This window comes from Camelimonas fluminis (genome assembly GCF_014656355.1).
GTDB lineage: Bacteria > Pseudomonadota > Alphaproteobacteria > Rhizobiales > Beijerinckiaceae > Camelimonas > Camelimonas fluminis.
Genome location: NZ_BNCG01000002.1, coordinates 423,887 through 446,069, shown reverse-complemented (window position 1 = coordinate 446,069; position 22,183 = coordinate 423,887). Strand labels below are relative to the sequence as shown.

At 65.8% G+C, this 22,183-nt stretch carries 16 protein-coding genes and 1 pseudogene; 6 read left to right on the top strand and 11 right to left on the bottom strand.

From position 1 onward, the window contains the following. A pseudogene (locus IE243_RS05350) lies at positions 1-193 on the top strand (porin); the annotation flags it as partial. A 682-nt stretch (positions 194-875) separates the two neighbouring features. Here the strand turns inward: IE243_RS05350 and IE243_RS05345 are convergent. Continuing rightward, positions 876-3,248, bottom strand: a complete 2,373-nt coding sequence (locus tag IE243_RS05345; protein ID WP_191318296.1) for a lytic transglycosylase domain-containing protein — start codon at positions 3,246-3,248, stop codon at positions 876-878. A 307-nt stretch (positions 3,249-3,555) separates the two neighbouring features. Here IE243_RS05345 and dapA point away from each other — a divergent pair, with 307 nt between their 5' ends. Then, a complete protein-coding gene (dapA, locus tag IE243_RS05340) occupies positions 3,556-4,455 on the top strand; it encodes a 4-hydroxy-tetrahydrodipicolinate synthase (protein ID WP_191318295.1) in 900 nt (299 codons plus the stop codon). A gap of 2 nt (positions 4,456-4,457) precedes the next feature. Further along, positions 4,458-4,931, top strand: a complete 474-nt coding sequence (gene smpB / locus IE243_RS05335; protein WP_191318294.1) for an SsrA-binding protein SmpB — start codon at positions 4,458-4,460, stop codon at positions 4,929-4,931. 392 nt (positions 4,932-5,323) lie between these two features. On the opposite strand, the gene IE243_RS05330 is transcribed toward smpB, so the two are convergent. The 8 genes from IE243_RS05330 to IE243_RS05295 all read right to left on the bottom strand — a co-directional run bounded on the left by IE243_RS05330 (position 5,324) and on the right by IE243_RS05295 (position 17,213). Next, on the bottom strand, positions 5,324-5,959 hold the full coding sequence (locus IE243_RS05330) for a LabA-like NYN domain-containing protein (protein WP_191318293.1): 636 nt from the start codon (positions 5,957-5,959) through the stop codon (positions 5,324-5,326). Between the two features lie 308 nt (positions 5,960-6,267). Beyond that, complete coding sequence (gene pyrE / locus IE243_RS05325; RefSeq protein WP_191318292.1) at positions 6,268-6,888, bottom strand: orotate phosphoribosyltransferase; 621 nt, start codon at positions 6,886-6,888, stop codon at positions 6,268-6,270. A gap of 32 nt (positions 6,889-6,920) precedes the next feature. Further along, positions 6,921-9,113, bottom strand: a complete 2,193-nt coding sequence (locus IE243_RS05320) for a RelA/SpoT family protein (RefSeq protein ID WP_191318333.1) — start codon at positions 9,111-9,113, stop codon at positions 6,921-6,923. A gap of 469 nt (positions 9,114-9,582) precedes the next feature. After that, complete coding sequence (locus IE243_RS05315; RefSeq protein WP_210319797.1) at positions 9,583-11,133, bottom strand: alpha/beta hydrolase; 1,551 nt, start codon at positions 11,131-11,133, stop codon at positions 9,583-9,585. Between the two features lie 13 nt (positions 11,134-11,146). Continuing rightward, positions 11,147-11,710 carry an HdeD family acid-resistance protein gene (locus tag IE243_RS05310; protein WP_191318291.1) on the bottom strand — a complete coding sequence of 188 codons (564 nt, stop codon included), beginning with the start codon at positions 11,708-11,710 and terminating at the stop codon, positions 11,147-11,149. A gap of 132 nt (positions 11,711-11,842) precedes the next feature. Beyond that, positions 11,843-12,997 carry an efflux RND transporter periplasmic adaptor subunit gene (locus IE243_RS05305; protein ID WP_191318290.1) on the bottom strand — a complete coding sequence of 385 codons (1,155 nt, stop codon included), beginning with the start codon at positions 12,995-12,997 and terminating at the stop codon, positions 11,843-11,845. Next, on the bottom strand, positions 12,994-16,083 hold the full coding sequence (locus IE243_RS05300) for an efflux RND transporter permease subunit (RefSeq protein ID WP_191318289.1): 3,090 nt from the start codon (positions 16,081-16,083) through the stop codon (positions 12,994-12,996). Before IE243_RS05300 ends, IE243_RS05305 begins: the two co-directional genes overlap by 4 nt. Next, positions 16,080-17,213, bottom strand: coding sequence for an efflux RND transporter periplasmic adaptor subunit (locus tag IE243_RS05295; protein WP_244642767.1), 1,134 nt, complete (start codon positions 17,211-17,213; stop codon positions 16,080-16,082). Before IE243_RS05295 ends, IE243_RS05300 begins: the two co-directional genes overlap by 4 nt. 424 nt (positions 17,214-17,637) lie before the next feature. On the opposite strand from IE243_RS05295, the gene IE243_RS05290 reads away from it, so the two are divergent. After that, on the top strand, positions 17,638-18,687 hold the full coding sequence (locus IE243_RS05290; RefSeq protein ID WP_191318287.1) for an AI-2E family transporter: 1,050 nt from the start codon (positions 17,638-17,640) through the stop codon (positions 18,685-18,687). Between the two features lie 305 nt (positions 18,688-18,992). Continuing rightward, complete coding sequence (locus IE243_RS05285; RefSeq protein ID WP_191318286.1) at positions 18,993-19,526, top strand: DUF1269 domain-containing protein; 534 nt, start codon at positions 18,993-18,995, stop codon at positions 19,524-19,526. Between the two features lie 122 nt (positions 19,527-19,648). Here IE243_RS05285 and ureG read toward each other — a convergent pair whose 3' ends face one another. Both ureG and IE243_RS05275 read right to left on the bottom strand, forming a co-directional pair. Continuing rightward, a complete protein-coding gene (gene ureG, locus IE243_RS05280; protein WP_191318285.1) occupies positions 19,649-20,275 on the bottom strand; it encodes an urease accessory protein UreG in 627 nt (208 codons plus the stop codon). Positions 20,276-20,516: 241 nt separating this feature from the next. Continuing rightward, positions 20,517-21,041, bottom strand: a complete 525-nt coding sequence (locus IE243_RS05275; RefSeq protein WP_191318284.1) for an urease accessory protein UreE — start codon at positions 21,039-21,041, stop codon at positions 20,517-20,519. Between the two features lie 233 nt (positions 21,042-21,274). On the opposite strand from IE243_RS05275, the gene IE243_RS05270 reads away from it, so the two are divergent. Then, positions 21,275-22,180: an urease accessory protein UreD gene (locus IE243_RS05270; RefSeq protein ID WP_244642765.1), complete on the top strand. Its 906-nt coding sequence runs from the start codon at positions 21,275-21,277 to the stop codon at positions 22,178-22,180. Positions 22,181-22,183: the final 3 nt, after the last annotated feature.

Sequence of the window (22,183 nt, the reverse complement as noted above, 5' to 3'; positions counted from 1 at the left end):
GTTCGTCGGCCTGACCAACCTGGTCTGGTCGCCGGTCAAGGACCTCGATATCGGCGTGGAAGTGCTCTATCAGCGCCTCGACATCGCCAAGGGTCGCGTCTACGACGCCAACAAGTTTGGCTCGATCACCGGCAAGACCACCACCTATGACGATAACTGGCTGACCCGCCTGCGTATCGACCGCACCTTCTGATCGCTGGTTAACAGCATTCAGGACAGAAAGCCCCGGCTCAGGCCGGGGCTTTTTTGTTCGTTCATGCGACCGGGAGGAGGCGGCTCTGGTTGCCGCAGCAGTGCGGCCGACGGAGCAATTCCCTGAAATACTGCAGGAGAAGCTGAAGGAAGGGGGCGACGCGAGGCGTTGGTGCGGAACTGGTGGTCGGTTGCAGGTCCATTTCCGGACAGCGCAGCCTGACGCGGCGGCCCGCCATATCAACGTGAGGGGGATGGTTTGACCGGCGTCGATCGCGGCGAGCCTGTTGCGCGCCACACAGGTCCCTGCGTCCGGCGACGTTGCTGCCTGCGCCGCTGGCAACGCAAGGCGCAAGGCGACCGTCCGCAAGGTCGCGAAGGCGCGCCGCATGGGGGATCGGCATGGCGCAGATCAGCGTAAGGCTTCTCCCGGCGGGAAACGCCATGCGTCTCCCGGGGCTTGCTGTCTGTTTGCGCCATTCGCACCCATCGATGCAGAGCGGCGCAGCGAATGTCGGAAAGCAGAAATATCTGCTAATCTATTGATATTGCAATTTAATTATAAATCCAACATTTGCCCGCCGCATGATGTGAAGGTGGATGCGAATGTTGAATCCATTCCCGCAGCCAAACCGCCCTTCACCAAGAATCCCACAACATGCAGGGCCCACGGTATTTTGGCGTCAGTCGGCGGCAAGAGATTCTGCTGCCGGCCGGATGCTGGCTGTGGTGTCAGGCGAGGTTGCGAGGGGAGCCTGTACGACGGGGACCGGCGCCTGCGATGGCGCTGGACCGCTGGCAGCCATCGCCACCATGCCGCGCTTCAGGTCGTCAGCCATGCGCAAGGGCGCGCCGGGAGCCAGACGCTGACGGTAAACCTGCAGGTTTTCCATGACCCGCTGCACATAGTTGCGCGTCTCGCTGAACGGAATGCGCTCGACCCAATCGACGGGATCGACGCCGGGATCGCGTGGATCGCCGTGGGCGGTAATCCACTTTTTCACATTGCCGCCGCCAGCGTTATAGGCCGCGAAGGTCAGGATGTACGAGCCGCGCCAGTCGTCCAGCAGGTCGCCCAGATGCCACGCGCCAAGCCGGGCGTTGTAGGTCGCATCGGTGGTCAGGCGGCCCTGATCGAACGGCTGGCCAGCCCGCTGGGCCGTGCGTTGCGCCGTCGCCGGCATCAACTGCATGAGGCCGCGCGCGCCGGCTGAGGACATGGCTGTGGGGTCAAAGACGCTTTCCTGACGGGAAATGGCCAGCACCATCGCCCGCTCCACGGCTTTGCCTGTCTGTGCGAACTGCGGCACGCCCTGCACCGGCCACGCGACGTCCGCCAGCGGCAGGCCGCGCTGCATCGCCGCTTTGCCGATCATCACCATGGAGCGCGCGTCATTGCGGTTGGCCGCCAGGCGCGCGACCAGATCGATGACGCCCGGATCATCAAGCGTTTTGGCTACGCCCACGTAAAGAGGCGTGGCGAGGTCGTCCGCATCCGCCTCATGCAGCAGGCGGATCGCCCGGACAGGCAGGCTGTCGATGGCGTTGTTGGTCGCTGGCGGCGCAGGCGGGCTGACGGAGAGACCATTGTCGGCCAGTTTGATGCGCGCCAGCTGGCCATAATAAGCGGTGCCGTGGCGCGCGGCGGCGTCATAGTCGGCGCGCGCGGCCGCCAGATCGCCAAGGGCTTCGTGCGCGCGTCCGCGCCAGTAGGCTGTGCGGGCCAGGGAAACCGGCGTGCCGGCAATCCTTGCGGCGGCGTCGAAATGGCCAAGCGCCGCCTCCGCCTTGCCAAGATAGCGCAGGGCGATCCATCCGGCGTGGAATTCCGCTTCGATCTTCAGGGCGTCGCGCTCGGCGCCGTGACGGCGAACCAGATCATAGGCGATGTCGGCCTTGCCAGCGTCGAGATAGCGGCGGGCAAGAATGCGCCGCTCAATCCACCACTCATCGCCGCCGTCCAGATCAAGCGCCTCCTGCGGCACGGCCTTGTGGATGGCCAGGGCGTCGTCATTGTCCTCCTTCTTGCGGAGGAACAGCGCTTTGGAAAACTGCCAGGATGGATCCTTGCGCAGCGCGGCGGGAACAGCGTCCAGTGCTTTTTCCGCCGCCTTGCCAGGCTGTTTGACCTGGGCGACGGCCATGCGCGCGCGGGCCAGCTTCACATGATCCGGTCCAGCGAGCGTCGCTGCGCGCAACGCCACGTCCCACTTTTCCTGGAGCAGGAAGTGCTCCATGCGATTGCGGTGCTCGGCCTGCGTCAGCTGCTGCGGATATTCCGCGACCAGACGCTTCTCGATCGCTACCGGCAGCGGATCGTTGCGCCACATGTTGACGATGAGTCTCGCGGCGGTCGTGGCGTCGCCGCGGGCGCGACGGGCGTCGGCCAGCAACAGTGCGCCATGCGGTGTCTGGGGCTCCTTGCCGGTGAAGAAGGCGATCACGGCGTCGGGGCCGGCCTTTTGCCGCATCAACGCGTATTCCGCCTGGCGCTGCGCCAGATTGCCGGCGGGCCAGTCGGGATATTTGCGAACAAAGGCGTCGATCCGCTCAAATCCCATGGAGGAGCCATTGTAGCGGATGGCCAGCCATTCAAGCAGGGCGCGGGCCGCAGGGTCATTGATGCGCGTCGCGGCGCCGTCGCCGTCCCCCAGCTTGCCGCCGCGATAGGCGTCGATCGCCTGGCGGAGCGCTGCGGTTGAAACGCCGGTCGGCGGCGCCGCCACCGGCCGGTCGTTGACTGTCAGGGCCGGATCGGTCAACGGGGCGGGGAGAGCGACGTTGCCCGCCTGCTCCACGAGACCTGCCGGCTTCGGCGGCGGCGCGACGGTGGACGGGATTGCCGCCTGCTGCTGCATGGCCGGGGGCACAGCCTGGGGCGGCGGCGCCTTGATCCGGGCTCCGTAAAATCCGGGTCCCCAGTGCATTCCGGCGTAGATCGCGCCAATGGCGACAGCGCTGGCGGCGGCCGTCGCGCTGGCGGCGAGAATGCGCCGGCGGGGACGGCGGGCGTCGCGCGGATTGCCTTCGGGAGCGTTTTCACGGGGCTGGGTCATCGGCGCCCTTTCACGAGTTCAAAAGAGCAGGTATGTCTTTAATCCAGCGCGGGAGCCTGCCAGATCTCACTCCCGCGCATGCGGCATGCGTTCGATAGGACAGGAATGAGACATCAGTCGGGCAGCAACTGCGGCCAGTTTGGCGTCTATGTGTCCGATTCAGCAGCATTTATGGTTAAATGAACGTAAATGCGGGGCGGCGTCACGGATTGGCTGTGATGTTTCCTGATGCATGACCGGTTCAGGGTATTTGGTATCAATTGCTGGCGGATACTCCGCCTTGCGGCGTCACAGTCCAGGAACATTCATGACAACGCACACGAACTTCAAGGGAGCTTTTACCGCCCTCGTGACGCCCTTCGGCGCCGATGGGGAGCTCGACGAAGGAGCATTTCGCGCTCACGTGGACTGGCAGATCGCAAATGGCGTTCACGGGCTGGTGCCGGTCGGCACGACCGGCGAAAGCCCGACGCTTTCCCATGACGAGCACCGCAAGGTCGTCGAGTGGTGCATCGCCGAGGCGAAGGGGCGCGCTCCGGTCATCGCTGGCGCCGGCTCCAACAATACCCGCGAGGCGATCGATCTGGCCCAGCACGCCGAGCAGGCTGGCGCCGACGCGCTGCTGGTGGTGACGCCCTACTACAACAAGCCGAGCCAGGAGGGCATGTACCAGCACTTCCGGGCGGTGAATGATGCGGTCGGCATTCCGATCTTCATCTACAACATTCCGGGCCGCTCCATCGTCGACATGTCGATTGACACCATGAAGCGTCTCTATGAGCTGCCCAACATTGTCGGCGTGAAGGACGCGACCGCCAACATCACCCGCATCAGCATGCAGCGCCTCGCCCTGGGCGAGGACTTCATCCAGCTGTCGGGTGAGGACGGGACCTGCCTGGGCTTCATGGCCCATGGCGGCCATGGCTGCATCTCGGTGACGTCCAATGTGGCTCCGGCGCTGTACAGCCAGTTCCAGAACGCCTGTCTGGCTGGAGATTACGAGCATGCGCGGGCGCTGAACGACCGGCTGATGCCCCTGAACATGAACCTGTTCTGCGAGCCCAGCCCGTCTCCGGCCAAGTATGCGCTGTCGCTGTTGGGCCGCATGGGGCCGCATGTGCGTCTGCCGATCGTCCCGGTAACGGATATGGGGCAGGTTGCGGTGCGGGCGGCGATGACGCACGCCGGATTGCTGGAGAGCGCCTGAGCATGGCGGCTGCCAAGAAGGACGACCGGAAGATTGTTGCAGACAATCGCAAGGCCCGTTTCAACTACGAAATCGTTGAAACGGTCGAGGCGGGCATTGCGTTGACTGGCACAGAAGTGAAATCGCTGCGCACCGGCAAGGCGACGATTGGCGAATCCTACGCTGGCCCTTCCGGCAATGAGCTGTTTCTGTTCAACGCTTACATTCCCGAGTATCTGCAGGCCAACCGGTTCAATCACGAGCCGAAACGGCCGCGCCGCCTGCTGCTGCACGCCCGCCAGATCGGCAAGATGATTGGCGCCGTGCAGCGCGACGGTTTCACCATCGTGCCGCTGCGCGTTTATTTCAACGACCGGGGGCGGGCCAAGGTCGAGCTGGCGCTCGCCCGGGGCAAGAACGCGGCCGACAAGCGCGAAACGGTCAAGAAACGGGAGTGGGACCGGGAGAAGGGGCGGCTTTTGCGGGACAAGGGATGACGGCTGCCGGCGTGCGCCGGCGCAATGGCGCGGCTTCGCCGGGCGCGCGCGTCTACGAAGATTGCCCTTGATGTGACGCAGGCGCCATCCCCGATCCGTCCACAGGCGATGCGCGTGAGGGTGATTTGCCGGATCTGCGGAGCCGTTCGGCGGCTGCCAAATCCGGATCGCCGTCAACTGCCCCGGTTGCAGCGATGCCCATTCCGATGCGAAGCAGTTGCGGCGTCCAGGGAAAGCCAAAGCTATAAATAAAAGCATGCCCTGGCTGACGGAACTTCCGCCAGTCAGGGCCTAAATTTATTTCTGATACCCAGATTTATATGTCGTGTTCCTTTGTGAAGCGGCGTCCGTTTCATCGGGGAGCAACGTCAGTGGCAGGAAGCCTGGCGTGCTTACGGCCCGACTTCCTCATCGCCGTTCTGGCGAATGCCATAGCGGCTCTGCAGATTACGCGGGCGCTCGTCGCTCCGACCTTCTGGCGACCTGTCGCGCGGAGACCGCTCCGCAATGTCCCGACCAACACGCGAGGCAAGATTGGCCAGATCTATGAACTCATCGGCCTGACGGCGCAGCTCATCCGCCACCATGGGCGGCTGGGTCACAATCGAGGAAATGACCGTGACGCGAAGTCCGCGACGTTGCAAGGCATTGACCAGGGAGCGGAAATCGCCGTCGCCTGAAAACAGCACGACCCGGTCGAGGTAGGGCGCCATGTCGAGGGCGTCGATGGCCAGCTCGATGTCCATGTTGCCCTTGACCTTGCGGCGACCGGCTGCGTCGATGAATTCTTTGGCCGGCTTGGTGACCACGCGAAAACCGTTGTAATCGAGCCAGTCGACCAGCGGGCGCAACGAGGAGTACTCCTGGTCGTCGATCATCGCGGTATAGTAGTAGGCGCGAACCAGGATGCCCTGAGCGTTGAATTCTTTCAAAAGTCGTTTGTAATCAATCTCAAAACCAAGATTGCGGGCGGTGGCGTGGAGGTTTGCGCCGTCAATAAACAACGCAATGCGGTCGCGGCTGGTCATGGCGCCTCAAATGAATTGCCGGGGGACTGTCGTCGCTCCGGAGGTGAAATGAAATCGTGAAGTATCGGAAGGTTGTACCGGACACTAAACGAAAAGCGCCTTGTCTACAATTGTCTTCGATAGTCAGTTCGACGCGGCAGGGGCAATGATCCTCCGGTATTTCGGGCCGGATCAGGTCGCTGCCGGCGGACCGCCCGCCAGACGGCGCGCCCGGGGGCAGGCGCCGTCATGCGGAGGCGCCGGCGCGGCGCCCCCGTTTCCAATACAGGGAGCTTCAGATGGGGTGGAGCCCGGGGCCGCCGGCTGGTTCAGCTGGCGAGGCCGCGGCTTCCGGGCTTGATCGCCGGGATCGCCGCGAGTTCCGGCGGCAACTGGTCCGCCGCATAGTCCGGTACGTTGACCGCGGCCAGTGAGATCAGCGGCGCGCCGATGTCGACCTTGCCGCCGGAGCGGTCGATCAGGCAGGCGGCGCCCACCACATTGGCCGAATAGCGGGCGATGGCCGCCAGACATTCGCGCGAGGAAAGGCCCGTGGTGATGATGTCCTCCACCATCAGCACGCGCGCGTCAGCCGGAATCTCGAAGCCGCGGCGCAGTTCAAACTGGCCCTCGACCCGCTCGACAAAGATCGCCCTGGCGCCCAGGTGCCGCGCGGTTTCATAGCCGGGCACGATGCCGCCCACCGCCGGCGAAACCACCACGTCGATCTTGCCGAACGCCGCCTCGGCCTTGCGGGCCAGCGCCTTGCAGACGCGCTCGGTGCGCACCGGGTCCTGGAAGATGAACATCTTCTGGATGAACACCGGGCTGCGCCGCCCCGAAGACAGAATGAAGTGGCCTTCCAGCAAGGCGCCGGCGTCGCGGAATTCCGCTAGGGTTTCTTCCTGGGTCCGGGCGTCTTCCTGGGTAGAAGTGTCTTGCTGGGTCATGGGCCTTGCACTGGTGTTTGGGCGACGGCGGCCTATTCGATGACGCGTTCGACGTTGTTGACGACGCGTTTGGCGCGCAGCTCCGCGATGATGTTGTTGAGGTGTTTAAGGTCCCAGACGGCGAGGTCAACCGTCACATTGGTGAAGTCGGCCGTGGGGCGCACCATCGACACATTGTCGATGTTGCCGTCGTGATCCGCGATGACCTGGGTGATCTGGGCGAGGCTGCCGGGCTCGTTGATCGATTTCATGCGGATCCGGGCGGGGAAGCGCTGGCGATTGCGCCCGTCCACGTCCCAGCGCACGTCGATCCAGCGCTCCGGCTCGTTTTCGAAATCGGCCAGCGCCGGCGACTGGATCGGATAGATCGTTACGCCTTCGCCGAGGGTGAAAATGCCGATGATGCGGTCGCCCGGCACGGCGCCGCCGCCGGGAGCAAAGCGCACGGGCAGGTCCTTGCCGGCGCCGCGAATCGGCAAGGCGCCCGGATTGTCCTGGTTGCCGGGCAGTTGCAGCTTGACGCTGCTGTCATTCTTCAGATCAAACCAGCCGGCCATCGACGGGGCGTCCGGACTGACGCGGCTGTCCTCCTGATAATCGGGATAGATCGCCTTCACCACGTCGCCGGAGAAAATCTCGCCGCGGCCCACCGCCGCCAGAACGTCTTCCACGGACTGGCGGGCGAGGCGGGGCAGGGCGCCGCGCAGCTTGTCATCGGAAAACGCCTTGCCGGCGCGCTCGAAAGCCCGTTCCAGAATTTGCTGGCCGAGGCCGGCGTACTGCTTGCGCACGGCGCTGCGCGAGGCGCGGCGGATGGCGGCGCGCGCCTTGCCGGTGACCACCAGGCTTTCCCAGGCGGCCGGCGGCGTCTGGCCGTTGGCGCGGATGATGTCGACCTCGTCGCCGTTCTGCAATTCCGACAGCAGCGGCGACAGCCGGCCGTTGATCTTCACGCCAACGGCGCTGTCGCCCACGTCGGTGTGCACGGCGTAGGCGAAGTCGATGGGCGTGGCGCCGCGCGGCAGGGCGATGAGGCGTCCCTTGGGCGTGAAGCAGAACACCTGATCGTGGAACAACTCCAGGCGGGTATGCTCCAGAAACTCTTCCGGGCTGTCGCCTTCCGCCAGCAGATCCACCGTGCGGCGCAGCCAGCGATACGCGCGGCTCTCCACCGCCAGGGCGCTGTTGTCGCTCAGTCCCTCCTTGTAGAGGGCGTGGGCGGCGATGCCGAGTTCGGCGACGCTGTCCATGTCGCGGGTGCGGATTTGCAGCTCGACCCGCTGGTGGCCCGGGCCGACCACCGTGGTGTGGATGGAGCGGTAGTCGTTCTGCTTGGGCGTGGAGATGTAGTCCTTGTACCGGCCAGGCACCATTGGCCAGGTGGTGTGGACCACGCCAAGGGCGCGATAGCAGTCGGCGATGCTGTTGACGATGACCCGGAAGCCGAAGATATCCGACAGCTGCTCGAAGCCGACCGACTTGCGCTCCATCTTGCGAAAAATCGAATAAGGCGACTTGGCGCGCCCCTTGACCACGGCGTCGATTCCCGCCGCCGCCAGCCGGTCGCGCAGGTCGCTTTCAATGCCTTCGATCAGCGCGCCGCTGCGCCCCACCATCTCTTCCAGCCGGCGTTTGATGGTCTGCTGGGCGTCTCCGTTGAGATGATGGAAGGAAAGCTCTTCGAGCTCCTGCCGCATCTCCTGGATGCCCATGCGGCCGGCGAGCGGGGCATAGATGTCCAGGGTTTCCTGAGCGATGCGCTGGCGTTTGTGCGGCGGCACGAACTCCAGGGTGCGCATGTTGTGCAGCCGGTCGGCCAGCTTCACCAGCAACACCCGCACGTCGGCGGCGATGGCCAGCAACAGCTTGCGGAAATTCTCGCCCTGCTGCGCCTTGCGCGAGACGAAATCGAGCTTCTTGATCTTGGTTAGGCCGTCGACGAGCGCGCCGATTTCCGGACCGAACAGACGGTCGATCTCCTCGCGGGTGGCGTCGGTGTCCTCGATGACGTCGTGCAGAATGGCGGCGACGATGGTCGCGTCGTCCAGTTTCATGTCGCAGAGAATGGCGGCGACGGCGAGCGGGTGATTGAAGTAAGGATCGCCGGAGGCGCGCACCTGGCTGCCATGGGCGCGCATGGCGTAGACATAGGCGCGATCGAGCAGGGCCTCGTCAGCGTCGGGATCGTAACTCTTGACCCGCTCCACCAGTTCGTACTGGCGCATGAATGGTTTGCGGGCGAGTTTTTTGGCTTCTGGCGCGGGCTGTGGCGCGGCGGCGCTTGCGCCGTTGGGGATCACGGCCAGGGTCGCTCCGGTCGCCGGGATGTCGCTGGCGGGCGCCGGGGACGGCGCGTCATTCTTGCTGATATTCTTTTGCTTCGCCACGGATGCGCACCTGTAGCATTTTCCGGCGGCGCAGATATGCCTGCGCGTCGGAACAATGCGCCAAAACAGACGGATATGACGGGAGCCCGGTCAGGCCTCGCCGGGGCGGCGGTCTGCCTGGATGCGAGCGCCTGTCATGCGCTGCCTGTAACAGTTCTATGAAACGACCCGTGGCTTTCGTCAAACCACCGCCGGATGCGATGTCATGAAAACCCGCCGCCGTTTCCTGCCTGCAACATCAGGAAAGCGCGCCCGATCATGACCGGAACATCTTGGCGTTTTATGAAAGCCGGGTCGGCGCTGCGGGTCAGCGCCCCGCCTTGTCATTCCTGGCGTCGCCCTGGCTGGCGCGCCCCTGGCTGACCTCGCCCTGACCAGTTCCGCCCTGACCGGCGCCGCCGCCCTGGCCGACGTTGGCCATGATGCGGTTGATCACGTAGGGATAAAATGGATTGGAGGACATGCGCAGCAAGGAGTCCATGCCGACGACCAGCGCGCCGCGCTCACCGCGGATTGCAAGGGCGCCCAGGGTGACGCCGAAATCGTCCGCCGGATCGGGGGTCAGGCCATAAAGCCCGTCCTGCATCGGGAACGGCAGCGCCACATGCGAGAGGGAAAACACGTCGCGCGGCCAGGACAGCCCGAGTTCCTCCGTCCTCTCCGTCGCGGCGCCCGCTTCGGTGACGTGGGCGACCGCGGCTCCCGATTCAGCGGCGGTGATGACGTCCAGACGGAACCGGCGCGGACTGCCTGCCCTGATCCGTTCCGACCCGGCGGCAAGGCCGGGGCGGAACAGGGGCGTGAAGTGCGGCGAGCGGTTGATGTCGAACAGCACAAGCTCGCTGCCATTGGCGGGCAGCAGGGCGTACAGCGCGTCGGTGACCGCCTGCGACGACACGGTGGCGTCGACGGTCGACTGGAAGGTCAGTACCGGCGGCATGCCTTGCCAGCGGTTATCGCGGGCATGCGCCAGCAAACGCTGCTGCAGGGCGCTGGTCAGCAAATGCGACTGGCGCGCGGCGTTGACCGGAAACGAATTGAATTTGAACGGGTTGAATTCCGGCTGGACGCCCAGCCAGGCGCTCTTGGCGAAGGGCGGGAAGATGGCGGGCAATCCCGCCAGCCCGGCGAAGCGGGCGAAGGCGGTGACGCCGACCATCGGCGACAGCAGCACCAGGCGGTCCGGCCTCGCCAGCGCGGCGTTGTCCATGGCGTCCATGGCGTACATCAGCGCCAGCGCGCCGCCATTGGAATAGCCGATGACGTGCAGCGGTTTGTCGGGCCCGCTGCGTTTGCGGGCCTCCCGCACGGCGAGATGCGTCGCGGCGAGCCAGTCCTCCCACTCTACGCCGGTGAGGCCGCCTGGCGTCGCGCCATGCCCGGGCATGCGGATCAGGACGGCGAGGAAACCCGCGTCGCGGTAGCGCCGGGCGATATGGCGCAGGCTGTAGGGCGCGTCGGTGAGGCCGTGCAGGAATACGGCCGCGCCGCGCGGGGCGCCATCCGGCTCAAGGATGATCGAGCGGTTCCAGTCGGTGGCGAAGTTGCCTGGATACACACGGCTTCCGGGGGCGTAACGGTTGAGCCCGGCGCGCAGTTCGGGCGTCAGCCTGTCTGAAACCTTTGCGCGAACCTCCGTGAAAATCCGCTGCTCGGCGGCCAGATAACGTTCCCAGGTCGCGTGCTCAAGTTCGTCGCGCGACAGCTCCTCCGGCGCGAATGTATGCCAGGGCTTCAGCGGTTCACTGCGCCAGGCGTCGAGCGCCCGTGCGCCCAGCAAGGTGGCCACGACCACGCCGGCGAGCACGACGGCGCGCCTGGCGTATTTGAGGAGGCGCGCCCACAGGGTCCGTTTCATGGCGTGCGTCCGGTCAGCCGATGCGCCGGGCAGTAACCGCAATGGCGAGGTAGGCGCATCCGGCGAACAGCAGCGAGATGCCGGCGATGGTGCCCGGCGTGTAGATGCTGGTGTAACGGAATTTCGCCAGCAACGCGGCGCTGGCGAGCAGTGCGATGACGCCCGACAGCAACAACCAACCCCATCCCGAGGCTGGCCGCAGGCGCAGCGCCAGCACGATCTGCGACAGTCCCTGAGCCAGGAGCACGATCGCGATCAGCGCGGTGATGGCGATCGCTCCGGCGAGTGGATTGAGATAGATGAGCGCGCCGCCGACAAGCTGGATCACGCCAACCAGCAGATGCCACACGAACCCGGCCCAGCCGGTGACCTGAAATGACTGGATGATCTGGAACAGGCCGACGCCCGCCAGCACCAGACCCAGCACAAGGCTGGCGGCGAGGGTGGAGAGCACGGGAAGCATGATGGCCAGAACGCCGCCCGCGATCAGGGCAAACCCGAGACACAGGAACCAGATCCAGCGGGATCGCGCCGCTGCGCCCTGCGCAAGGACGCTTCTTGCCTGTCCATTCGTCATGCTACCCCCCAATCGCTGTGACCGGCTTAACCCCAGTCGGTCCTGCAGCGCGATGTTTTTAAATATTTGCAGGACTTTGCTGCTGACTTTGAATGGCTTTGGCGAGCCAGCGGCCTGAAACAGGGCCGCGGGTCAAGCCGGGCCAGCGCTCGCGCCGGCCGGGGTTGGCAACTGCCGCACGCGCTGGCCAGGATGCAACGCCTGAATCCCCGCCGTGACGACGAGGTCGCCCGGCTCCAGCCCATGGACGACGATCACCCGGTCCGGATCGAAGCGCAGAACGTCGATATTCCGCAGGGAAACCGTCGAGGTCGCCGGATCGACCACCCACACCGCAGGCGTCGATCCCTGCTGGGTGAGAGCGCCTGCCGGGATCGAGATGATCGCCGGCGTGCTGATTTCCAGCACGCCTGTCACGGTCGAGCCCAGACGCATGGCCTCCGGCGGATTGATCAGGCTGACCTTCACCGGGAAGGCGCGGGTGCCGGGGTCAGCCTGCGTGGCGACCTCGCGCACCGTTCCGGCGGCTGTCACCGCCGGGTTGTCGGCAAGGGCGACGCGAACCCGATATGTTCCCGCGTGATCCTCCAGCAGCCGGGCCGGAACCTGGAAGACGGCGTCACGCCCTTCTTCCCGCGCCATGGTGATCACGACCTGCCCCGGTTGCACCACCTCGCCAGGTTCGATGGAGCGCGCCGTCACAATGCCCGAAACGCCGGCGCGCAATTCTGTGAAGGCCAGCCTGTCCCGCGCCAGCTCCACCCGCGCCTCGGCGTTCTCCACGGCGGCCTGCGCGGTCTCCTGGGCCCTTAGCGCCTGGTCGAAGCGGGGCCGGGTAGTGAAGCCCTGCGTCATCAGACGATCCTGACGCGCGAATGTATTGCGCGCGGTGTTGAGCTCGCCGCGCGCCGCTTGCAGCGCCGCCTGGGCCGCTGTCAGTTCGTTGCGCTCAAGCGTCGGATCGAGGCGGGCGACCACCTGGCCGGCGGTGACCCGGTCGCCCACATTGACGCTCCGTTCGGTGACGCGGCCGTTGATGCGGAAAGCGAGACCGACGCTTTTTTCGGCCTGGATTTCGCCGCTCAGCCGCACATCGCTGGCAACCGCGCCCGCTTCCACCCGGGTGACGCCGACCGGGCGACCCTCCGCCGCCGGCGGCTTCGCCTCCTGGCAGGCGACCAGCGGCAACATCAGGGCCATGGCTGTCGCGCTGATGAAGCGTTTGGGCGAGGATCGTCCGGGTAGATGCTGTTGGGGAAGGGGCTGCCTGGCTGGAAACCGGATCATGCCGAAACTCCCACAGCGGTGGTTGCAGCCGGCGCGCCGGGCGCGGCCTGCGCCGACCCGCTCCGGTTGAAGACCGTTACATACAGCACGGGTAGCAACACCAGCGTCAGCACGGTTGCCACGAGCAACCCGCCCATGATGGCGAAGGCCATTGGTCCCCAGAACACGGTTGGCGCGATGGGGATCATGCCGAGCACTGTCGAGATCGCCGTCAGCATGATGGGTCGGAAGCGCGTGGCGGCGGCGTCGAGCGCCGCGTCCACCACGCTTTTGCCATCGGCTCGCTCGGCCTCGATCTGGCCGATGAGGATCACCGCGTTCTTGGTGATGATGCCGATCAGGGCGAGAACGCCGAGCAGCGCCACGAAGCCGAGCGGCTTGCCGGACAGCAACAGCGCGCCGACCACGCCGATCAGGCCGAGCGGCGCGATGACGAGGACGATGGCGAGCAGCCGGAAGCTGCGCAACTGCGCCATGAGCACGGTGAGCATCACCAGCAGCATGACCGGGACGACGGCGAGGACCGAAGCCTGTGACTTGGCGCTTTCCTCGACGGCGCCGCCAGTGGCGATGCTGTAGCCGGCCGGCAGGCTCTTGCCGAGCGCCTCAATCGACGGTTGCAGGGCGCTGACCGCCGTTTCCGGCAAGGTTCCAGGGCGAACGTCGGCGGCGACTGTCAGGGTCGGCGTGCGGTCGCGTCGCCACACCAGCGGCTGGTCGAGGCCGTAGCTGAAGGTCACGAACTGGGACAGCGGCGCGGTGCGCCCGCCGGGCAGCGCAACCTGCATGCCGCGCAACGTCTCGAGCGAAACCCGTTCCGCGTCGCGCGCCCGGGCAACGACGTCGATGAGGTAGATATCGTCCCGCACCTGGGTCACAGTCGCGCCGGACACCACGGAGTTGAGCGCCGCGGCGACAGCCGAGGAACTGAGCCCCAGGCGCCGGGCCTCATCCTGATCCACTTTCAGCTGCAGTTCGCGCGCCGGCTCGATCCAGTCGAAGTTGACATGGTCGGTCTGGGGATTGGCGGCGATGGTCTGGGCGACCTTCATGGCGATGGAGCGGACCTCGGCAATGTCCGGACCGCTGACGCGATATTGCACCGGCCACCCCACCGGCGGCCCCAACTCCAGCGGATAGACGCGCGCCACCACATTGGGGAAGTCGTGCGCCAGCATCTTCTCCAGTTTTGCCTGCAGGCGCTCGCGCGCCGGCACGTCCTTCGCGACGATCACCGCCTGGCTGAAGAAGTTGTTGGGCAACTGGGCGTTCAGCGGCAGGTAGAAGCGGATGGCGCCGCGCCCCACATAGGCGCTCCAGCGCGCCACGTCCGGGTCGTCCTTCAGCGCCGCGTCGAAGCGTTGGACCATATCCTTGCTGGCGTAGATCGAGGCGTTCTGCGGCAGCGTCAGGTCAACAAGCAGTTCTGGCCGGTCCGACGCCGGGAAAAACTGCCGGGGCACCAGCGGCAGGGCGAGCAGCGACAGCACGAACAGCGCGAGCGTCACGCCGATGGTGATCCAGCGCAGCCGGATCGCCCCGGAAAGGAGCTTGCGGAACAGGATCTCCACCTTGCCAGGGCCTGGGGGCTCCGCGCCAGGCGCCGGCGCTTTCAGCATGGCGACGCCCAGCACCGGCGCGAAGATCAACGCCACGAACCAGGACGCCACGAGGGCCATGCTGACCACGGCGAAGAGGGAGAAGGTATATTCGCCGGCGGAACTCGCGGCGAAGCCGATGGGCAGGAAGCCGGCGATGGTGACCAGCGTGCCCGCCAGCATCGCCATGGCGTATTTGCGGAAGGCGAAGGTCGCGGCGCTGGTTTTTTCATCGCCAGCGGCCAGGCGCGTCACCATCGCGTCGGTGGTGGTCATGGCGTCGTCGACCAGCAGGGCGAGCGCGATGATGAGCGCGCCAAGCGAGATGCGCTGCATGTCGATGCCGGACACCAGCATCACCGCGAAAACCACGGCCAGGGTAAGGGGGATGGAGAGCGCCACCACAAGGCCAGGGCGCACGCCGAGGCTGAGGAAACTCATCGCCATGATGATGGCGACGGACTGCCAGAGCGAGGTCATGAAATCGGCGATGGCGTGATCCACCGTCACAGCCTGATCAGCCACCAGCGTCGCCTCGACGCCGATCGGAAGGTTGGCGATGACGCCGGCCATGGCCTTCTTGATGTTCTGGCCCAGGGCGAGAATGTCGCCGCCGTCGCGCATGGCGATGCCGAGGCCGATCGCTTCGCGACCGTTGACGCGGAACATCGGCTGCGGCGGATCGACATGGCCGCGCCGCACGGTGGCGATGTCGGCGAGGCGCACCATCCGGTCGCCCACCGGGAAGTTGACGTTGAGCAGGTCGGCTTCCGATCCGAACGCGCCGGAAACCCGCAGCGACATGGTTTCGTTGCGGGTCTGGATGGCGCCGGCGGGGCGGACCACGTTCTGGCTCTGCAGCGCCGCCAACAACGCGTTGCGGTCGATGCCGAGGTTGGCCAGTTCCCTGACGGAGAACTCGATGAAGATGCGCTCGTCCTGGGCGCCGATGATCTCGATCTTCGAAACGTCCGGAACCTGAAGCAGGCGCGAGCGCGCGGCTTCCACATAGTCGCGCAGTTCGCGACCCGAAAATCCATCGGACGTGAAGCCGTAGATGATGCCGAACGTGTCGCCGAACCGGTCATTGAACAGCGGCCCGACCACGCCGGCTGGCAGCGTGTGACGCATGTCGGTGACGAGATTGCGGACGCGATACCACGTGTCCTGCACGTCGCGCGCCGGCGTCGACTGCTTCAGATCAACGAAAATGGTTGTCACGCCGGGGCGCGTGAAGCTGCGGACCGTATCCAGGCCTGGCGTTTCCTCAAGCTGGCGCTCAAGACGCTCGGTGACCTGGGTCAGCATGTCCTCCATCGTCGCGCCTGGCCAGGCGGCGGACACCACCATGGTCTTGATGACGAAGGCGGGGTCCTCGTTGCGGCCGAGGCGCTCGAAGGCGAACACGCCCGCGGCGACGGCGATGACCATCAGATAAATGACGACGGAGCGGCTTCTGAGCGCCCATTCCGAGAGGTTGAAGCTCATCGTGTTTCCGCTCCGCCCAGACGCACCTGCTGACCTTCGCGAAGGACATTGGCCCCCGCGGTGATGACGACGTCGCCTGGGTTCAGCCCCTTGCCGATGTGCGCCGTCGCCGGATCGGAGGCCAGAACCTCGACCTTGCGCAGCGACACTGTCTGCGCCGCCGGATCAACCACCCACACGCCAGTCTCCAGGTCCTTGCCGCTCCCGCGCTGCGTCAGCGCCGTGGCCGGTATGTGAATCGCAGCCTTGCCGTCGCCGCCAATCCGCGCCGTAACAGCGGCGCCGAGGCGGAAGGCGGGCGACGGATCGGACAGGCCGACCCGCACCGTGAATGTTCGCGTCACAGGGTCCGCCTGCGGGGAAATCTCCCGCACGCGGCCATGCGCCGTCACGCCCGCCTGGCCCGCCAGCATGACCGTGGCGGCATCGTCGAGATGCAGGGAGCGGACCACATCCGCCGGCGCCTCAAACACCGCGTCGCGGCCATCGCGTCGCGCGAGCTGGATGATCATTCGCCCAGGAGCCACTACTTCGCCGGGCTCGGCGCCGACGCGCGTCACCACGCCAGGGGCGTCAGCCCGGAGCGTGGTAAAACCCACGATATCCTCGGCCGAGGCGACGCGCGCCTGCGCGGCCGTCACCTGGGAGCGGGCCGAGAGCCGGGCCTGCTCCGCCGCCTCAAAGTCAGCCCGCGTGGCGACGTTGCGCGCCAGCAACTGGCTCTGCCGCTGATATTGTCCGTCCGCCTCGCGCCGAAGCCCCTCCGCCGACGCCAGCGCGGCCCTTGCCGCGCGCAAGTCATTCAGCTCGTTTTCCGGATCAAGCCTGGCGACAACGTCGCCTTCGCGCACCGTCGCGCCGACGCCCGCATGTCGCTCAGCCATGCGGCCGCCAATGCGGAAAGAGAGATCGACCCGGTCCTGCGCTTCGATGTGGCCGGTGAAGCCAAGGGCGGGGGCTGGAGGCTGGCTTGCGACGGTGACAGTCCGGACCGGCCGGACAGGCGCTGGAGGCGCCTTCGCGTCTTCCCGCCCACAGGCAGACAGCACGACGCCCGTGACGACGAGCGTTGAAACGACAAGATAGCGCGACAGCGCGCCGCCAGATTTTTCCGCAGCCTGTCCAGACACATTATTTCCCTGAAAGGTCATGGACCCGGAGGGCCCGCATGGGGCATTCACATTGTCCGCCAGTATATTCACTTAGGCCACAATAGCCGCCGATGACAACGCGGATTGTCGATAAAGTGTGTATGTTTTTTGGGAGAAATACATGCGAACCGGCCTCGTCTGGACCGCTGCGTCCCGCTGGCGGGCCGGGCGCGTCGGGGAAAGGCGATTGCGTCGGAGAGGCGTGGTTCCTGGACGGCGCGCGGCAGGGGGAGCCGCTGCGTCCCGATGCGTTGCCCGGCCGATTCGCCGGCTGAAGCTGTCTCTTGCGATGGCTCCGCCCCGCTGTCATGAGTGCTTCCACAAGTCGTCGCGGCTTTGTCGTCGGCCTTGACCTGAGGTCGCGAAGAGGAGGCCGGACCGGTTCGGCTTGGGGGGAGTGGGTATGGAGAGCGCTGGCAGGGGATCGATCTCGACGGCCATGATCGTGCTGATCGCGGTCATCCTTGTTTTCGGGTGTATATATTATGCGGGCGCGGTCATAGCGCCGGTCGTGTTCGCCATGTTCATGATCGCCCTGATGTGGCCGTTCCAGAGCTGGATGCAGAAGCGCATGCCGAAAGGACTGGCGCTCGCCCTGAGCATGCTGGTGGTCGCGGCCGTTTTTCTGGTGTTCGGCTGGATCGTCGCCTGGGGCTTCGGGCGCGTCACCCGCTGGATCATCGCCGACGCCGGGCGCTTTCAGGCGCTTTACGCCATGGGCGTCGCCTGGCTCGAGGGGCACGGCATCGCCGTGGCCGGACTTTGGGCGGAGCACTTCAACGTCGGTTGGGTCGTGCGCGCCGCGCAGCAGGTCACGGGCCGGTTCAACACCACCCTGAGCTTCTGGATCGTCGTGTTCGTCTACGTGGTCCTTGGCCTGCTCGAGGTGGACGACGCGTCCCGCAAGGTGCGCGCGCTCAGGAACCAGACCGTGGCGGGCGTGCTGTTGCGCGGCTCCAGCGAGACGGCGGCCAAGCTGCGCAGATATATGGGCGTGCGGACGGTGATGAGCCTCATGACTGGCGCGCTCGTCTGGGTCTTCGCGACCGCGGTCGGCCTGCCGCTCGCGGCGGAGTGGGGCGTCATGGCCTTCGCGCTGAATTACATCCCGTTCATCGGGCCGCTGGTGGCCACCGTCTTTCCCACCCTGTTCGCCATGGCCCAGTTCCAGTCCTGGGAAGCGGTGCTGGTGGTCTTCGCCTGCCTCAACCTGATCCAGTTTGTCGTCGGCAGCTATCTTGAACCCCGCGTTGCTGGCTCGGCGCTGTCCATGTCGCCATTCCTGGTGCTGTTCTCGGTGTTTTTCTGGAGCTACCTGTGGGGGATTCTCGGCGCCTTCATCGGCGTGCCGGTCTCCATCGCGATGCTGACCTTCTGCGCCCAGCATCCGTCGAGCCGCTGGTTCTCCGATCTGCTTGGCGCGCCGCCAAAAGGCGCGGTCGCGGCCGGCTGACCATTTTGGGGGGCAGTTGGTTTTTCGGGCAAAACCTGTGGGTCGGCCGAGGCATGTCGCCTATGTTGGCGTCGGCCGGTTCCGGCCTCTCTGAGCGGCGTCCGGAATCAAAACGGCAAACCCGCCCCGAAGCATGGCGTCGTCATCTTCCGATGACGCGGTCGTGCGACAGCCGGTTGCGCCGGGCGCCCCCGGGAGGCAGTGTAGCCTGTCAGATCCCGGGCAGGCGCTTTGCGCGCGAAGGCGTGGGCTCCCAGCGGTTGCCCGGGACGCTGCTTTCCTCATCTGTATAGCGGAGTACTCCCGTGTCTGATCTCGTCGTCGTTGTTTATCCGGATGAACAGAAGGCGGAGGAGATCCGTCAGCGTCTGTTCGAGCTGCAGAAAGAATATCTGATCAGGATTGGCGACGCGGTGATCGCCGTCAAAAACGAGAAGGGCCATGTCAAGCTCAACCAGCTGATGAACACGACAGCGGTTGGGGCGGCGTCGGGCGGCCTTTGGGGCCTGCTCATCGGCGCGATTTTCCTGATGCCTCTCGTTGGCGCGGCGATCGGCGCGGCCTCTGGCGCCGTTGGCGGCGCGCTGACCGACTTCGGCATCAACGACAAGTTCATGAAGGAGCTGGGCGAGAAGCTGCAGCCCGGCAACGCCGCCCTGTTCGTGCTGGTGCAGGGCGTGACTGGCGACAAGGTGCTGGAAGAGTTGCGCGGCACGGGCGGCGAGGTGCTCAAGACATCGCTCGATCACAGCAAGGAGCAGGCCCTGCGCGAGGCGCTCGCCGCGCACCCGATTACGCCGGAAGCGGCGGCTGGAACGCCGGCTGCGCCGACCTCCTGACCATCCGGAAGCGGATATCGTCGTTTTGCATGTGGCCGGGCCTGTCCCGGCCACATGTGTTTTACGACCGCCTCCCGCGGTGCGGGGGACACGCCCCCCGAACGCCGGGCAGGACGCGCCCGTCAGGATGCATGGAGCTCCAGGCCGCCGTTTTCGGCGATAAACCCGATGACGGCGTCGAGGCCCGCGCCGCGCGACAGGTCGGTGAAGCCAAACGGACGGGCGCCGCGCATGCGGGCGGCGTCGGCGCGCATGACGTCGAGATCGACGTTCACATAGGGGGCCAGGTCGCTCTTGTTGATGACGAGGAAGTCCGAGCGGGTGATGCCCGGGCCGCCCTTGCGCGGTATCTCCTCGCCCTGGCAGACGGAGATGACATAGAGCGTCAGGTCCGCCAGGTCGGGTGAGAACGTCGCGGCGAGATTGTCGCCGCCCGACTCGATAAACACGATGTCGAGATCGGGAAAGCGACGGTTCATCTCCGCGATGGCCTGCAAATTGATCGAGGCGTCCTCGCGGATCGCCGTGTGCGGGCATCCGCCAGTTTCGACGCCCATGATGCGATCCTCCTGCAACGCCTGCCGGCGGGCGAGGATCAGCGCGTCTTCCCGGGTGTAGATGTCATTGGTGATGACGGCGATGGAAAAGCGGTCGCGCAGCGCCTTGCACAGACGCTCGGTCAACGTGGTTTTCCCGGAGCCGACGGGGCCGCCGATGCCGATGCGCAGGGGTCCGTTTCTGGAAGTCATGAACGCTGTCGCCTCAAATGCCTCCAGGCGGAGCGCGCGGCGTTCCGTATGGAGGTGAGTTGCCCTTCGAAGCGTCTTCCCGCGAAACGACCATCCCGTCGGGAAAACGCGTGATTGCAAAGTTTATGGAGCAATATTCCGGCGAAGTCTGGCGGAGTTTGCTCCAGCATCCCGCGCCCTGGCCCAAACCGTCCATTCGGCAGAAGTGGGCCTGGCGGGGGGCTGTCGCCCCAGGGGGGTGTCAATCGTGGCGATGATCGTGGCTGTGATGCGTATGCCCGTGATGTTCCTGTTCGTGATGCGCATGCCCGTGGTCATGTCCGCCATGGCCGGAATAGGCGCCGCGCACGGGCTGGAATGGCGCGACGATCTCGCTGACCCGCGCGCCGAGGCCTTCAAGCATGGCGCGGATGACGTGGTCGCGCAGGATCAGGATCCTGTCTGTCGTGATGTCCGCGGCCAGATGGCGGTTGCCAAGGTGCCAGGCCAGTTGGACCAGATGCAACGGGTCCTGGGCCCGCACGTCATAGAGCGGCTCATCGGCGGCCGTGATGGCGATGGCGCCGCCGCAATCGGTCAGCAGGGCGTCCCCGTTGTCGAGCGCCACAGTGACAGGAAGGTCGACCAGCGCCCGCGCGCCGTCATTCAGCCCGATCGTCCGCCGTCGCAGGTGTCGCTCGTCGTGCGCCAGGGTCGCGTGGCCGACAATAAACTTTCCGTCAGCGCCGCCCTCGGATGCACGCCGCACGGCAATTGCCTTCAACATGAAGCGCCTCGCTCTGAAAAGCCGGGATTTCGCCGCGCGGCAGGCTTTGTTCCGGGGATTGGGACCCGTTCCGTCCGCCGATTTCCCAATATTGGCGTCGAAATGCGCGGTTGCCGCAGCAAGGTACCTGAACATGTATGAATGTTCACAGTCACGTTGAACAAAAATCGCGATAAAAGTTGTTGCCATGCGTGAGAGCCACGCATACTCCAGATGGGAACGGGAGGCGCCGCATGGTCCTGCTCCAGCTAGCTGACATGCCACCTGCCGGGACGGAGCCAGCCGTCGCGCCCGGGGCCTCGGGACGTCGCAGTTGGCCGGCGGAGCTGGAATTGTGGTTTGCGCCCCTGGCTGGCAGAACCCGTCTGGTCCGGCGGCGTCATTCCGGGCCGCTGCTGGTGCAGAAGCCGTTTTATCCTGAAAAGGATGGCAGCTGCCACGTCTACCTGCTGCACCCGCCCGCCGGCGTTGTTGGCGGCGATCGTCTTGACCAGCATTTCCACGTTGAAGACGGCGCGCGCGTGGTTCTGACCACGCCCGGGGCCACGCGTTTCTACCGCAGTCCTGGCGACATTGGCGTCCAGTCGACGCGGTTGGAGATCGGCGCCGGCGCGGTTTGTGAATTCCTGCCGCAGGAAACCATCATTTTCGCAGGCGCCAACGCCCAGGTCGACACCAGGGTCACGCTGGCGCCGGACGCCGTCTACGCCGGCTGGGACTTCATCTGCCTGGGCCGCCCGGCGGCTGGCGAGGGCTTCACGGCCGGAAGGCTGGCGCAACGCATTGAAATTGTCCGGGACGGCAGGCCTGTCTGGTTCGAACGCATGGTCCTGTCAGGGGATTCGCCACAACTTTCCGCCGCGTTCGCCCTTTCCGGTCAGCCAACCGTGGGTGCGATGGTCTATGCTGGCGCGCTACCCGGGGACGCGGCCGAGCGGGTGCGCGCCGCTGTCGATGACCGGCGCCAGGGCATGTCCCGGGGCATGTTTTCGGTGAGCCAGCTGGAGGACGTGGTGGTCTGCCGCTACCTCGGGCCGCGGGTTGGCGACGGCAAGGCCCTGTTCATTCAGGCCTGGGACATTCTGAGACGGTTGGGGCAGGGCAAGCCTGCCAGCGCCCCGCGCATCTGGGCGACATGACAC

Bases quoted from the DNA above. Each gene is read 5' to 3' on its own strand.
- IE243_RS05270 (WP_244642765.1), top strand. From the start codon at position 21,275: ATGGTCCTGCTCCAGCTAGCTGACATGCCACCTGCCGGGACGGAGCCA.
- smpB (WP_191318294.1), top strand. From the start codon at position 4,458: ATGGCGGCTGCCAAGAAGGACGACCGGAAGATTGTTGCAGACAATCGC.
- IE243_RS05300 (WP_191318289.1), bottom strand. From the start codon at position 16,083: ATGAGCTTCAACCTCTCGGAATGGGCGCTCAGAAGCCGCTCCGTCGTC.
- IE243_RS05290 (WP_191318287.1), top strand. From the start codon at position 17,638: ATGGAGAGCGCTGGCAGGGGATCGATCTCGACGGCCATGATCGTGCTG.
- IE243_RS05345 (WP_191318296.1), bottom strand. From the start codon at position 3,248: ATGACCCAGCCCCGTGAAAACGCTCCCGAAGGCAATCCGCGCGACGCC.
- IE243_RS05310 (WP_191318291.1), bottom strand. From the start codon at position 11,710: ATGACGAATGGACAGGCAAGAAGCGTCCTTGCGCAGGGCGCAGCGGCG.
- dapA (WP_191318295.1), top strand. From the start codon at position 3,556: ATGACAACGCACACGAACTTCAAGGGAGCTTTTACCGCCCTCGTGACG.
- IE243_RS05315 (WP_210319797.1), bottom strand. From the start codon at position 11,133: ATGAAACGGACCCTGTGGGCGCGCCTCCTCAAATACGCCAGGCGCGCC.
- IE243_RS05305 (WP_191318290.1), bottom strand. From the start codon at position 12,997: ATGATCCGGTTTCCAGCCAGGCAGCCCCTTCCCCAACAGCATCTACCC.
- ureG (WP_191318285.1), bottom strand. From the start codon at position 20,275: ATGACTTCCAGAAACGGACCCCTGCGCATCGGCATCGGCGGCCCCGTC.
- pyrE (WP_191318292.1), bottom strand. From the start codon at position 6,888: ATGACCCAGCAAGACACTTCTACCCAGGAAGACGCCCGGACCCAGGAA.
- IE243_RS05320 (WP_191318333.1), bottom strand. From the start codon at position 9,113: ATGCGCCAGTACGAACTGGTGGAGCGGGTCAAGAGTTACGATCCCGAC.
- IE243_RS05275 (WP_191318284.1), bottom strand. From the start codon at position 21,041: ATGTTGAAGGCAATTGCCGTGCGGCGTGCATCCGAGGGCGGCGCTGAC.
- IE243_RS05330 (WP_191318293.1), bottom strand. From the start codon at position 5,959: ATGACCAGCCGCGACCGCATTGCGTTGTTTATTGACGGCGCAAACCTC.